Annotated in this window: 11 protein-coding genes; 4 read left to right on the top strand and 7 right to left on the bottom strand. The window is 64.7% G+C overall.

What is annotated here, in order from left to right:
• The first annotated feature begins 72 nt into the window (after nucleotides 1–72).
• From E4S61_RS00625 to E4S61_RS00615, 3 genes are all read left to right on the top strand, one after another.
• A complete protein-coding gene (locus E4S61_RS00625) occupies nucleotides 73–1,200 on the top strand; it encodes a TAXI family TRAP transporter solute-binding subunit (protein ID WP_135301973.1) in 1,128 nt (375 codons plus the stop codon).
• Between the two features lie 62 nt (nucleotides 1,201–1,262).
• Nucleotides 1,263–3,254: a TRAP transporter permease gene (locus E4S61_RS00620; RefSeq protein ID WP_135301972.1), complete on the top strand. Its 1,992-nt coding sequence runs from the start codon at nucleotides 1,263–1,265 to the stop codon at nucleotides 3,252–3,254.
• Nucleotides 3,251–3,502, top strand: coding sequence for a hypothetical protein (locus E4S61_RS00615; RefSeq protein ID WP_135301971.1), 252 nt, complete (start codon nucleotides 3,251–3,253; stop codon nucleotides 3,500–3,502). Before E4S61_RS00620 ends, E4S61_RS00615 begins: the two co-directional genes overlap by 4 nt.
• A 64-nt stretch (nucleotides 3,503–3,566) precedes the next feature.
• Here E4S61_RS00615 and E4S61_RS00610 read toward each other — a convergent pair whose 3' ends face one another.
• Nucleotides 3,567–5,039 carry an acetyl-CoA hydrolase/transferase C-terminal domain-containing protein gene (locus E4S61_RS00610; protein ID WP_135301970.1) on the bottom strand — a complete coding sequence of 491 codons (1,473 nt, stop codon included), beginning with the start codon at nucleotides 5,037–5,039 and terminating at the stop codon, nucleotides 3,567–3,569.
• Between the two features lie 301 nt (nucleotides 5,040–5,340).
• On the opposite strand from E4S61_RS00610, the gene E4S61_RS00605 reads away from it, so the two are divergent.
• Nucleotides 5,341–6,129 (top strand): enoyl-CoA hydratase/isomerase family protein, encoded by a 789-nt coding sequence (locus tag E4S61_RS00605; protein WP_135301969.1) that lies wholly within the window; start codon nucleotides 5,341–5,343, stop codon nucleotides 6,127–6,129.
• A gap of 32 nt (nucleotides 6,130–6,161) precedes the next feature.
• Here the strand turns inward: E4S61_RS00605 and E4S61_RS00600 are convergent, their stop codons facing one another.
• The 6 genes from E4S61_RS00600 to E4S61_RS00575 all read right to left on the bottom strand — a co-directional run bounded on the left by E4S61_RS00600 (nucleotide 6,162) and on the right by E4S61_RS00575 (nucleotide 12,867).
• On the bottom strand, nucleotides 6,162–7,301 hold the full coding sequence (locus E4S61_RS00600) for an acyl-CoA dehydrogenase family protein (RefSeq protein WP_135301968.1): 1,140 nt from the start codon (nucleotides 7,299–7,301) through the stop codon (nucleotides 6,162–6,164).
• Nucleotides 7,302–7,353: 52 nt separating this feature from the next.
• The gene (locus E4S61_RS00595) at nucleotides 7,354–7,704 is read right to left on the bottom strand and encodes a cupin domain-containing protein (protein ID WP_135301967.1); all 351 of its coding nucleotides are present in this window, start codon (nucleotides 7,702–7,704) and stop codon (nucleotides 7,354–7,356) included.
• Between the two features lie 63 nt (nucleotides 7,705–7,767).
• Nucleotides 7,768–8,973 carry an L-2-hydroxyglutarate oxidase gene (gene lhgO / locus E4S61_RS00590; RefSeq protein ID WP_135301966.1) on the bottom strand — a complete coding sequence of 402 codons (1,206 nt, stop codon included), beginning with the start codon at nucleotides 8,971–8,973 and terminating at the stop codon, nucleotides 7,768–7,770.
• A 336-nt stretch (nucleotides 8,974–9,309) separates the two neighbouring features.
• The gene (locus E4S61_RS00585; RefSeq protein ID WP_135301965.1) at nucleotides 9,310–10,326 is read right to left on the bottom strand and encodes a M48 family metallopeptidase; all 1,017 of its coding nucleotides are present in this window, start codon (nucleotides 10,324–10,326) and stop codon (nucleotides 9,310–9,312) included.
• A gap of 70 nt (nucleotides 10,327–10,396) precedes the next feature.
• Nucleotides 10,397–11,827 carry a carotenoid oxygenase family protein gene (locus E4S61_RS00580; protein ID WP_135301964.1) on the bottom strand — a complete coding sequence of 477 codons (1,431 nt, stop codon included), beginning with the start codon at nucleotides 11,825–11,827 and terminating at the stop codon, nucleotides 10,397–10,399.
• A gap of 248 nt (nucleotides 11,828–12,075) precedes the next feature.
• Nucleotides 12,076–12,867 carry a helix-turn-helix transcriptional regulator gene (locus tag E4S61_RS00575; RefSeq protein ID WP_135301963.1) on the bottom strand — a complete coding sequence of 264 codons (792 nt, stop codon included), beginning with the start codon at nucleotides 12,865–12,867 and terminating at the stop codon, nucleotides 12,076–12,078.
• Nucleotides 12,868–12,903 lie beyond the last annotated feature (36 nt).

The following is a 12,903-nucleotide window of genomic DNA, read 5'->3' as shown; positions in this document are numbered from 1 at the left end:
AATATTGCCAACGGACATTCATGGACAAAATAGATAGATTGTTAAGGATGCCGGTAGTGTCCACTAATGACGATGTCAGACGAGAGTATGCAGCGACGCAAATTCCTGTACGGAGCGGCAACTGCTGGCGTCATCGGCCTGGCCGGCTGTGGCGGCGACGGTGGCGACGGCGGCGACGGCGGATCGGGCGGCGACGGTGGCGACGGCGGGTCGACCGGCACTGGCACCAGCGAGGGTGGCGACGGCGGCGACGGCGGTAGCGGCAACCTCTCGCTGCGCGTCGGGACCTCCGCCGGCGGGACCCGCGACGTGGGCCTAGCCGTCGAGCGCGCGGTCAGCCAGTCGAGCGACTCGCTGGACTACTCGACCATCGAGAGCCCGGGATACATCGGGACCATCTACCGGATGGCTCAGGGCCAGTTCAACGCGGGCATCACCGACAACAACTCCCTGCTCAAGGCACAGCAAGAGCGCGGTCGGTTCTCCGAACAGGCCGTCGAGCGCATCCCGCACTACGGATTCTTCGCGTTCCCGTACAGCATCTACGTCATCGCCCGCGACGGCACGGGCATCGAGACGTTCTCCGACCTCGCGGGCGCGAACGTCTACCCGGCCGAGCCGGGCTACTCGACGCGAGCGACGACGCTCGACGTCTGGTCGCAGGACCCGACGGCCGACGTCTACGACCAGATGAACATCCAGAACATGGGCGTCGACTCCGCGCCCGGTGCGATGGAGGAGGGCAACATCGACGCCTGTATCGCCTACGGGACCCCCGGCGTCCGCTACACCGGGTGGGTGACCGAGATCGCGTCCCGCCTCGACGTCCACTACGTCGAACCGACCGACGCGCTCCGCGAGTCCGCCGAGTCCTACGGCGGGGCCGGTGCCAGCACGACACCGTACAGCGACTGGCAGCTCGGCAACCTGGAGTTCGACACGGACGAACTGTTCCACTGGGACCTCGAGGTGAACTACACGTTCAACCCCGACGCCAACAACGAGGCCGTCTACGAACTCTGCCGTGTCGTCTACGAGAACAACGACGTGGTCAACGAGGGCGAGGCGCAGTTCAACGACTTCGCCAACGTCGAGGAGATGTACGGGTCCGCCCGGGAGAGCATCCCGGTCCACCCCGGTGCGGCCCAGTACTACAAAGACAACGACGCGTGGGACGACAGCCTCACGGTCGGTGAGTAAGCGATGCCGAGCGCGGTGTCCTCCGGTGACGGACGCCAGGCGCTACATAGATTCAACCAATAATGAGCACACAAACTGAACACGCTGACCACTCCTCGGGGCTCGCCCAGGGGCTGGAGATCACGGTGACGATAGCTGCAGTCCTCTTCTGGGGTATCGTCATCTGGTGGTCCACGACCCAGACGTGGTCGACGGTGCGATACGCGACGGTGTTCGTCGGCGGAATCATGACGGTGTACGCCCTCAACGAGACCCGACAGGCCATGGCGGACGGTGACTGGGTCGACGGTGCGGTGTTGCTACCGTCGTCTATTGTCCTCATCACCGCCTCCGCGTACTTCGCGGCGAATTTCGAGCAGGTGTACCTCCTCCGACAGGGGTTCGCGCTCGAACATGAGTACATGCTGGCGCGACTCATCATCATCTCCCTGCTGTACCTGACCTGGCGGGAGTTCGGGAACCTGTTCCTCGGACTGGTCATCGGCGTGATGATCTACGCCCTCTTCGGGGACGCCATCCCGGGCGTCCTCGGGCACGCGGGGATGAGCGAACTGACCCTGTTGCAGGCGACAGTGACCGACCTGTACGGGTTCTACGGCTCGCTGACCCAGCTGACGGCCTCGTGGATCGCGCCGTTCCTGCTGTATGCGGGCCTGCTGTTCGCCTACGGCGCGTTCGACCTCATCCTCCGTATCGCCATCGTGGCGGCGAAGTACGTCAAGTCCGGCGTCGCACAGACCGCCGTGTTGGCCTCGGCCGTCATCGGCTCCATCAACGGCTCATACACCGCCAACGCCGCGATGACTGGGTCGTTCACCATTCCAACGATGAAAGAGAGCGGGATGGCCGGTCACCGCGCGGCCGGCATCGAGGCCGTCGCGTCGACCTCTGGACAGGTGCTCCCGCCGGTCATGGGCGCTTCTGCGTTCGTGATGGCATCGTACCTCGGCGTGCCGTACCTCAACATCGTCGTCGCGGGCCTCATGCCGGCGGCGATTCTGGTGGCCTCCATCGGTATCGCGGTCCACTACACCGCGATCAGCGACTCCAGCAGTCAGGAGATGGAGTTCTCGGAGTTCTTCGACGACCCGCTGTCGAACCAGGAGAAGCTGTTCGAGGCGATCCGGTTCGGGATTCCGTTCGGCTTACTCATCTATCTGCTCGGGTTCGCGCAGTTCACTGTGATGACCTCCGCGCTGTACACGGTCATCTCCATGGTGATTACCGGTATCACGATACCCGTCGTCCAGAGCCTCGCGAGTAGCTCCGAGAAGGGCCCCGGCAGTACGTTCGTCACGGAACTGAAGAACACCGTCTTCGGCTTCCGCCGCGGGGCCGTCATCCTCGCGCCCATCGCCATCATTCTCGTGGTTATCAGCGGCGTCGTCAACATCTTCGGGACGACCGGCGTCCCGGCGAAGATCGCGCTGTTGATGATCAACATCTCGGGCGGCGTCCTGCTGTTCGCCGTCCTGCTGGGGATGGGCGTCGCCATCCTGATGGGCGTCGGGATGCCGACCGTCGCGGCCTACGTCATCGTCGCCATCCTCATCGTCCCGACGTTCGTCTCGGACTTCGGCGTCGCCGAGATCACGGCTCACTACACCGTCTTCTACGCGGCCATCTTAGCGGGTATCACGCCCCCGGTGGCTACAGCGGCGGTGGTCGCGGCCGGCATCGCCGAGGCGAACTTCTGGAAGACCTGCGGGGCGGCCATCAAGATCGCCGCACCGCTATTCATCCTCCCAATCGCGTTCGTCTACAACCCCGGCCTCATCGCCATGGACGTCGGCCTCACCACGCTCGTCGTCGGGACGCTCGTGATGTTAGGTGCGATTACCATGATATACGGGCTGAACTACCCGTTCAGGATGAGCATCGGCAAGCGCTCTCTCCTCCGAGCCGCACTGACCGTGCTGGGCGTCCTCATCATGACGTACCCGGGACGGCTCGTGAAGATCGCCGGCATCCTCGTGTTCGCCGGCGTCTTCCTCGGTGAGAAAGTGATGACTCGCGGTCTGGAACTACCGTTCAACAGAGGTGCAAGCCAATGAGTTCGAACGAAGAAACCCCGGAAGCAATGGCAGAGGAATCGATGGAGAAGGCCGGCGGTCTCGGAGAGGTCATTCCCGAGCCACTCATGCCGGCGTGGCGGCAGGTCGAGCGCGTCCAGTCGTTCCGTGAGACCCACGGCGATAAATACGTCGCCGCCCTCGAAGTCCTGACCGCCATCGCGCTCACCGGCGGCTACATCTGGTGGGTGTATCTCTTCCTGCTGGGCGGCTCGGGCTCACCTATCTGAGGGAACTCGCCGCTCCCGCTATTCTCGCCCCTTCCCGTAAGGAAGCCGAAAAATGGGCTACAGACTACTGCCAAGTCGCCGCACGCTCGACGTCGTGTGGGATGTGGTTGTCCTGTTCTTGCACGTCATCTAGATACGCCTGCAGGTCGTCGGCGAACGACGGGTGAGCGCAGTTCTCGATTATCAGTTCCGCCCGCTCGACGGGCGAGAGACCGCGGACATCGGCCACGCCCTGTTCGGTGACGAAGATATCGATGTCGTGTTCGGTGTGGTCGACGTGGAACGTCATCGGCACGACCCGGGAGATATCGCCGCCCTTCAACGAGGAGGGGAGCGCGCAGACGGTGACCAGCGAGTTGCGGTTGAAATCCGCCGACCCGCCGACGCCGTTAATCATCCGCGTCCCGCCGACGTGGGTGGAGTTGACGTTGCCGTAGATGTCGAACTCGATGGCGCTGTTGACACCGACGACGCCGAACTGGTCGATGAGCCCCGGGTGGTTGGCGATATCGGCCGGTCGGAGGACGATATCCTCGGCGTACCGTTCGATGTCGTCGAAGAGACGCTCCTGTCCTTCGTCGGTGAGCGCCATCGACGTCGCGCTCGCACATTCGAGGCGACCGGCGTCAAGCATATCGAACAGGCCGTCCTGGATGAGTTCGCCGAAGTAGACGACGTCCCGGTCGCCGAAGTCCAGTTCCTTCAGCTCGCCCATCAGCGCGTTCCCGAGCGACCCGACGCCGAACTGGAGGTGAATCGCGTCGTCGAACACCGGCGACCGCTCCATTTCCCGGGCGAGGAACGACCCGAGGTTGGCCGCGATAGCGAGGTCGTCGTCGGTCGGCTCCCGGAAGGTGTACGTCGAGTCGGCGATGTCCGTCTCGACGACCCCGACCAGTTTCTCGGGGTCGAAACTGACGTGGTTCGTTCCGATTCGCGCGCCCGGGTCGGTGAGCGGTATCGGCTCTCTCTCGGGCGGCTTTCCGGGTCGGTAGACGTCGTGGAGCGCCTGCAGTTCGAGCGGTTGCGTGCGGTTCAGTTCGACGACGAGGCTATCTGCCGCGTCGACGAACGCTGGGACCTGCCCGATAGAGGTCGAGGGGATAAACCACCCCTCGCCGACCGCGACGGCCTCGACCACCGCAACGTCGGGGTCGACTAACCCACCGTACTGCACCTCGTCGCCGATGGAGGAAGCGTCGCGGTCACTGAACGCAATCTCGCGGCGGTTGGTCGCCGCCCTCGCGGTACTGGAAAACTGATAGGAGAAGCGTCGCTCGATAGCACCCGATTCGACGAGGTCGACGTCTATCTCCTCGCCCACGTTGCCGCTGTGGACGATGGTGAGCGCGAGGTCGCGGCCGTCCTCGGCGAGTGCGAGCGGGACTGCTTTCGGGTAGCCGACGCTCCCGAACCCGCTCGTGAGTATCGTCGCGTCGGCCGCGATGTCCGCCGCCGCGTCGGCCGCGTCGACGAGCGGCGGGTCACCGTATAGCCGGCGTTCGACCGGTCCGTCGTTCGGCGGTGCGCGGGTCACGAGCGCACACCCCGAAGCCGTCGTCGAGCCGAGTGCTGGATTCGAGCGATGCGACTGTCGCTGGTAGCGGTCCTGCCGCCACCGTCGGTGAAAGGGGGCATTGTCTGGTGTTACGCGGCGCAGTGTCCGGCGACGTCCGCCGTAGCTCTCGCTGTCGCTCGGGACTGGCCGCCGATTGTCGGTCGCTACTCTGATATCGGTATCTGAGACAATAAATCGTAGGGTACGCCTTGCCGAGGGAGCGGCCCGAGGTCATGACCCAACGACCACCTATATGTGGGAACGGACCGATACCGGAGACATGCAGCGCTACGAGGACGTCAGCTACGGCGTCACCGACGGTATCGCCACCATCACTATCGAACGACCGGACGTTTACAACGCCTTCACGCGAAATACGGTGCTCGAACTCAACGACGCGGCTCGGACGGCCGAGGCCGACGAGGATGTCTACGCGGTCGTGCTGACCGGTGCCGGGAAGGGCTTTTGCTCGGGCGCGGACACGACGGAGATGCCCGACTGGGACGAACAGTCCCCCGAGGAGTACGGCGCGTTCCTCTGGCTCATCCAGCAGTTCGTCTGGAACATGCGGACGATGGCGACCCCCTCCATCGCCGCCGTCAACGGCCCGGCCATCGGTGCCGGCTGTGACTTCGCGCTGGCCTGTGATCTGCGCGTCGTCGGTGAGGAGGGCGTCATGCGCGAGGGGTTCGTCAACGTCGGTCTAGTCCCCGGCGACGGCGGCGCGTGGCTCCTGCCCCGCCTCGTCGGCGAGTCGAAGGCCCGCGAGTACCTGCTAACCGGCCGAGACATCGCTCCCGAGGACGCCGTCGATATCGGACTCGCCGTCGAACAGGCCGACGACGCGCTCTCGGCGGCCGGCGACCTCGCGGCGGAGATCCGAAACAAACCCGCGACGGCCGTCCAGCACACGAACCGGCTCGTCGACCCCCAGCAGAGCTTCGACGAGTACTGCCGGAAAGCGGCGGAGTACCAGTGGGACTGCGTCGTCGACGACGAACACAAGGAAGCGGTCGCGGCGTTCAACGAGGGGCGAACGCCGGAGTTCGACCGGTCCTACGACGACTGAGGAGAGAAGATAAAAAGGAGAGAGCGGGTCGGCTACCGCTCCGAGACGGCGGGAAGTCCGTCGTCTTTCAGCGCTCCGGCGATGGTGTTCAACTGCATCTCGTCGGTGCCCGCGGCGATGCGCCTGCTCCGGGCGAATCGGTAGAGATGCTCCAGCGGGTGGCCCTGCTGGTAAGCCCGAGCCCCGACTATCTGGACGGCTTCGCTGACGACCTCTTCGGCGATCTGCGAGCAGTGGAGCTTGGCAGTCGAAGTCTGTAGTCGCGGTGGGGCCCGTTCGTGACCCTGTGCGCCCGCCGCGGACATGTAGACAAGCGAGGCGGCCGTCTCGACCTGTCGGTACATCTCGGCGAGTTTCCACTCGATGCCCTGGAACTCGTCTAAGTGCTGGCCGAACTGTTCGCGTTCGCTCGCGTACTCCAAGGCTTGTTCCAGCGCCGCTTCGGCCCACGCGACCGTGAGAATCGAACTCCCGAGTCGCTCCCAGTTGAGCGACACCAACTGCTCTTTGAACGCTTCCTTCCCGCGAGTGAGGACGTGGGTCTCCGGAATCACCACGTCGTCGATGGTGAAGTGCGTCTGCGCGTAGCCCGCCATGTTCGTGTACACCTCCTCGATTTCGACGCCAGGATCGTCGTACGGGATGACGACCGACCCAAGTCCTTCAGGGAACCGCACCCACGTCACCGCAGCGTCGCCAAAGGGGACACCGCCGACCCACGTCTTCTCGCCGTTGCAGACCAGCTGACCGTCTTCCTCGGTCACTTCCGTCGTCATCGACCCGACGTCCGAGCCGGCCTCCGGTTCTGAGATGGCGATGGAGACGAAACTCTCCCCCGCGGTCACGGCGGGGAGGAACTCCTCTTTGACCGTCTCGGAGCCGAAGAGGTCGATGGCCCGCGGTGCGACGATGCTCTGCATGTAGGTGAACCAGCCGGTGTCGGGACACTCCCGACCGACCGCCTCGGTCAGGAGCATGGCCGTCACGTCGGACAATCCCTGTCCGCCGTACTCCTCGGAGATGGACGGGCAGTACAGGTCCGCCTCCGCGAGTCGCTGGAGGTTCTCCCACGGGACGTCGCCGTTCCAGGTGTACGCTTCGTCGGCGAACTCCGCGGCGACCGATTCCGCACGCTCGGCGTAGTCGCGTTGCTCCGCTGTCAGGGTTCGCATCACGCTAGTCTTTCGAATACCGCATTATAAATGGTCGGAATCAGCGGGCAGACTACTCCGTGTACGCCTCGATGCGCGGCGTGAACGTATCCAGCAGTTCGGTCCGCTCGGCCACGCCGCGCACCCCGTGACGGACGCCCGGACCGACGATAAACGAGTCGCCCGCCTCTAAGCGCCGCTCGTGGTCGCCGAACAGGTCTATCGCGCCGTCGATGACGTACACCGTCTGTTTCGTCTCCTCGTGTTCGTGTTCAGGAAAGACTGCGTCCGCCTCGACGGTGTAGTGGACCTGCATCGTCTCGTCGTCGAAACAGAGCACGCGCCGTTCGATGCCCTCGTAGGCCTGCTCAGTTGTGAACGGGTCGTCCCACGTTCCGACGGTGAGGTTCGCTATCGACTCCATGCGAGCGAGTGAACGGCCAGCCACATAAGTCAGGTAGCTCTCCGCGAGGCGGGTCCAACGGACTCAGACCTTCGCGGCCAGCGTCTCGGCGATGTGTTCGCCGAAGGGAAGCGACGACGTCAGGCCCGGTGAGACCGCGTTGAGAATGTGGACCGCGTTCTCGCGTTCGACGAAGAGGGGGTCTTTCACCAGTTCGCCGTCGTCGCTGACGAGTTGCGCGCGAATCCCGGCGTAGCTCTTCTCTAAGTCCTCGGCACGGACGTCGGGGACCAGCCGCTGTGACGCCTCTGTGAACTTCTGTTTCCGGTAGGACTTGTTCAGTTCGTCCCACGCGACCGACAGCATCATCTTCGAGGAGAGGAGCTTCCGGAATCCCTCGTAGGTGAGCGTCTCCGCGAGGTCGGCGGGGTTCACGTCCGTGTTATCGTACGCCTCGCGGCCGAACGCTAGCACCGCGTTCGGCCCGACGATGACCTTCCCGTCGGTCCGGCGCGTGTAGTGGACGCCGAGGAACGGGAGGTCCGGGTCCGGCGTCGGGTAGATCATGGTCTGACAGAGGTCCGCCCGGTCCGGTGTTATCTCGTAGTACTCCCCGCGGAACGGGACGACTTGATACTCCTCACCGACGCCGAGTTGGTGGGCCAGCGTATCGGCGTGAAGCCCCGCAGCGTTAACCAGATACGACGCCTCGACGTCGCTATTGCTCGTCGTGAGGCGATAGCCCGCCGCCGTGTGTTCTATCTGCGAGACGGCGTGTCCGGTGTACAGCGAGGCGTTCTCACGCCGTTGAATCTCGCGTGCGAGCGCGTACACGTACTGCTGTGAGTCGACCGAGGCGGCCTCGGGCGCGTAGAGGGCCGCCTGTCCGACGGCGTGGGGCTCGTGTTCGCGAATCGCCTCCTGGGAACGCAGGAGTTCGTACTCGACGCCGTTGGCCTCGGCCTGCGCTGCGAGGTCATCTAGATGGGCCTCCTCGCGGTCGGTCTTCGCCACGACGAGAACGCCCAGTTCCTCACAGGGGACGCCATGCTCGGCGCAGTACTCCTTCATCCGCCGCGTCCCTTCGGTAGCGAAGTAGGCCTTCTTCGAGTCCGGGGGGTAGTTGAATCCGGGATGGAGGACGCCGGAGTTCCGGCCGCTCTGGTGTTGGGCGAGGTGGTGTTCCTTCTCGAGAACGGCCACGTCGAGGTCCGTCCGCTCGGTGAGATGCTTCGCGACAGAGAGTCCGACACAGCCGCCGCCGACGACGGCGACATCGTGGCTCATCATTGCTGACTAGTGCCACGATTCGACGGGGCGTCAGTTATGTATATCGCTTCGGCGAGCGCGTCGGACGACGTGAGGGCACGTCGCACGCACTCGTCCAGGTATGAGTGTAAATATCCGAAATTTGTATAGAGATATTCGATATATTCATATAAAAGTCCATAGTATACTAATATAGGCGCTATCTGGCAGATATGTGACGAAGTATATCCATACTTCCCTATTTATGATATCTAATTAGGCAAAGTAGACAAGATAGCAGGTAGGTGTAGACAGAAGTAGCTTCGATAGCTATGTATTTCTCCCGTCCACAGGGAACGACGAGTAGCGTTGCCCCAGTCAGTCGTCTTTCGGCGTCGTCTCGCCCGCCTCGCGTGTCAGTTCTCGGAGCCGCGCGAGTCGCGCCTCCGTCGGCGGGTGGGTGGCGAACGCACGACTAATCAGTCGACGGAGCGGCGCGAGGACGCCGTCACCGGCGTCGTCGGCCGACGGTTCGACGATGGCGAAGGCGGCCACCGAGTTGGTCCGGAAGTCCCGGCTCGGCCGCTCGGCGACGGCCGCGTCGATGCGTTCGAGCGCGCTCGCCAGTGCCGATGGCTCACCCGTGATGGCCACCGCGCCCGCGTCGGCGCTGAACTCCCGCGTTCGGGACAGCGACGCCGCGAGCAACTGCGCGGCGAGCCACACCGGCGCGACCAGTCCCAAACCGACCGTCAGGAGGCCGTCGGCGTAGTCGGCTTCGCTCGGTTCGCCGTGTTCGACGCCAGCGGTCGGTCCCGACAGCAGGTCCAGCACTCGCTCGGCCGCGCCGATGGGCAGGGACACCGTGGTCAGCACCGCGGCGTCCCGGTTGGCGACGTGAGCGAGTTCGTGAGCGAGGACCGCCTCGCGCTCCGCGGCCGAGAGCAAATCGAGCAGCCCCTCGCTGACGACGAGGTTCGCGTTCACGGGGCGAAAGCCGGTCGCCAGCGACAGCGGCGTGTCCGTCGGAGCGACGTACACCGCGGGGACCGGCACGTCGGCCTGCCGAGCGACCGCGCGGACCTCCGTCAACAGGTCGGGGTGTGAGTAGTCGTCGATTCGCCGGGCACCGACCGCCCTGACGGCGTGTCTCGGTGTGTCGCGCTCGCCCCAGACGACCGCGAGGAGGACGACGAGCGTCGCCGCCGCGCCGATCAGCAATATGAGTTCGAGCGTGAGCAGTTCCGCGTTCGGTGCCGCGATGGCCACAGCACCGCCGAGCAACAGCGTCAGGACAGCACCGGTCGCCAGCGTCGCCGCGACGACTGCGGCGAGGAGGAAGAACAACGCTACAGCCATCCGTATCCGGAGGCCGCGAGCAGGAGACCAATCCATGCTCCGGTGTTCGGCCGAACGCGGGATAAATATCGGCCTCGCTCGGACGTTCGGAGCGACCCTCGACGGCTCAGGCCATGCTCCGCACCGGGTCGTCGTCGGCGTAGAACTGGCCGTGAAAGCCGTAGGGAAGCCGATGAGGGAGCGGCGCACGCGCCAACTCTTCGAAGCTCGCCGCGTCGAGCACCAGCAGGAACGAGCGGTCGGCCTCGGCGTCCAATACTATCGAGAAGACGATACCCTCGTCGTCCGCCGTCGCGCCGGGCGTGCGGACGAACATCGGTTCGCCCGGGAAAGTCCCGTCCTCAGCCCACGTCGTCGCCCCGCCGTCGGGGACCGAAACCTTCGCCAATCGAGTCGGCAGGCTCGACGCCGCGTCCGTCTCTGCGACGTAGACGTGGTCGTACGGCTCGCCCAACCGGCGCGGGTAGTCGACGACAGGAAATTCCATGTGACCCTCACGGAGCGTCTCGTGGGTCGCCCGGCCGCCGTCGAGCGGCAGGCGATACCGGCGCAAGTCCCCTTGCGGGACCGACGGCGAGGCGCTCCGAAGGTTCGACAGTGTGAGGTCCGTCACCGCTCGCTCGTCGGAGTAGGCGACCAAATCAACCACGAGTTCGTCGCCGTCAGGAAACGCGTTGGCGTGGTGGTAGACGAAGAAGGGGGCTACCTGTGGTCGAGCGACGACCGATCCCGTCTCGCGGTCCACGACGACGAACTCGCCGTCGCGGTCGAACCGCTCGAAGGCATCGAGGAAGGTGCGGCCGGTGACCGCCCCGACGAGCAGCGAGGAGCGGTCGAGCCCGAACGGCATCGCCGGGATGATGGCGTACCGGTCGGTCAGCGCAAAGGAATGGACGTACGGGGCGTCTTCGAACGGCAGGCGAATCGTCGTCTCGACGCCGGACTCACCGCGGCGAAACAGCGTAAACGTCGTCTTCCGTCCGTAGCTCACGCCGAGGTTGACGAGGGCCTCCCGCCGCGGGTCGTAGTGTGGATGCCCGAGCGTTAGGTCGGCGTCGACGCCCGCGGTCAGGTCGATACGCCCGGTCGTCTCCAGGGTCTCGGAGTCGACAGTCAGTGCCACCGGCGACTCGGTGACAGCGGCGAGTTCGTCGCCGATGCGGGCGACGCCGATGACCGGGTTGTCCGGAAACTCGCCCGTGAGCGCCTGCCAGAGCCGCCGCCAGACCGGCCGCTGCGCTGGCGTCCCGGGAAACGGCGTCCGGACCTTGTCGTGTTCGCGCGCGAACTCGAAGTCCCGACTGCGAACGAATCGGTTGGTGTAGGTGACCTCGCCATCGTCGACTCGAAAGCCCCGGAGCATCGCGAGCGGGTCGAACCAGTGGCGCAGGGCCGTCTCGCCGATTTCGAACTGCCCCGGACCGTTCTGGACGTACCGCCCCGAGAGCCACTCGGGAATCGTCCCCTCGACCGGCAGCGAGTGACCGGCGACCGTCTCCCGCTGTGTCTCGAATCCGTGTCGGTGCTGAGTGGGCACGTTCCCCCTTGGGTGGCCGCTCGTATGAGGGTTCCCCACGCCGGATAATCGCCGGCCTGCGGCAGGGTGTTTTAGGGGCTGTAACACCTACCGGAGGGTAAGTATAGGATGCTCACTGTCGGAATATCTCCTGGGGAGACCCCCTCCACATCCGGTGGGCGCTGTCAGTAGTGTCCGTGGCGTGCCCACCTCGCTTCGGCCTTCCCTCCCACCGTCAGCCAAGGGTTGCACTCCTCCGGCTGACGTTTTCAAGAGTAACGCGCAGCGAGCGGTTGCGCTCGTTCCCGCCGGCGCTCGTAGACCACGCTCGCCCAGTCGTACATCTCGTCGTTCTCGGACGACAGCATCGCTCTGACGTTGTTGTGCTCGTCGTAGGCCGCCAGACAACACCGTTCCTCGTCGACGACGACACCGAACGACAGGGGTTCCTCGTGGATGTAGATGTCTATCTGATCGCTCTGTAATCCCTCTTCAAGCTCCGTGGGGTATTCCGCCTCCGAACGTTCGAGGACGGTCTGGTCGATGACGAACTCGATTTTCGTCCCCGAAGCGAGCAACTCCGCGCCCACCTCGTTGAACGGTTCAGCCACGATGGGCGATATCGCGCGGACATCGCCCTCGACGTTGCGAAACCACTCGGCGAACTCCATGACCGCCGCTAGTGGGTTCCCCTCGGAACTGATGGTCAGTTCACCCTCCGCTAAGGCCACCGGAGGTAAGTCGTCCGCGAGCGGGCCGAGATGTGTCGCTAGCGGTCCGAACTCTCGTGCCTGTTCAGTCGCCGACAGCAGGGCTCGGTACTGCTCGCAGACGCGGCGTCCGGTCACTGTGGCTCGATATTTCCCGTCGTGCTTCCTGACCCACTGCCGTTCGCGGAACCCCGCGAGAATGCGCTGGATCGTCGTCCGCGAGGCGTCGACCGCCTCGCAGAGCTCGCAGGGCCGCGCCGGCGACTCACACAGCGTCGAGAGTACGCTACACCGCTGGGGAGACCCCGTGAGAAATTTAACGTCCTCGTACGCCACCTGGTCCGGTTGCATCGCTCTTGGCTGGCGTTTCTCGGCCACCATTGTTAG

The sequence above is a fragment of the Haloarcula amylovorans genome (genome assembly GCF_004681185.1).
Lineage (GTDB): Archaea > Halobacteriota > Halobacteria > Halobacteriales > Haloarculaceae > Haloarcula > Haloarcula amylovorans.
This window is presented reverse-complemented; position numbering and strand designations above follow the sequence as displayed.

Bases quoted from the DNA above. Each gene is read 5' to 3' on its own strand.
- E4S61_RS00625 (WP_135301973.1), top strand. From the start codon at position 73: ATGTCAGACGAGAGTATGCAGCGACGCAAATTCCTGTACGGAGCGGCA.
- E4S61_RS00620 (WP_135301972.1), top strand. From the start codon at position 1,263: ATGAGCACACAAACTGAACACGCTGACCACTCCTCGGGGCTCGCCCAG.
- E4S61_RS00615 (WP_135301971.1), top strand. From the start codon at position 3,251: ATGAGTTCGAACGAAGAAACCCCGGAAGCAATGGCAGAGGAATCGATG.
- E4S61_RS00605 (WP_135301969.1), top strand. From the start codon at position 5,341: ATGCAGCGCTACGAGGACGTCAGCTACGGCGTCACCGACGGTATCGCC.
- E4S61_RS00600 (WP_135301968.1), bottom strand. From the start codon at position 7,301: ATGCGAACCCTGACAGCGGAGCAACGCGACTACGCCGAGCGTGCGGAA.
- E4S61_RS00595 (WP_135301967.1), bottom strand. From the start codon at position 7,704: ATGGAGTCGATAGCGAACCTCACCGTCGGAACGTGGGACGACCCGTTC.
- lhgO (WP_135301966.1), bottom strand. From the start codon at position 8,973: ATGATGAGCCACGATGTCGCCGTCGTCGGCGGCGGCTGTGTCGGACTC.
- E4S61_RS00585 (WP_135301965.1), bottom strand. From the start codon at position 10,326: ATGGATTGGTCTCCTGCTCGCGGCCTCCGGATACGGATGGCTGTAGCG.
- E4S61_RS00575 (WP_135301963.1), bottom strand. From the start codon at position 12,867: ATGCAACCGGACCAGGTGGCGTACGAGGACGTTAAATTTCTCACGGGG.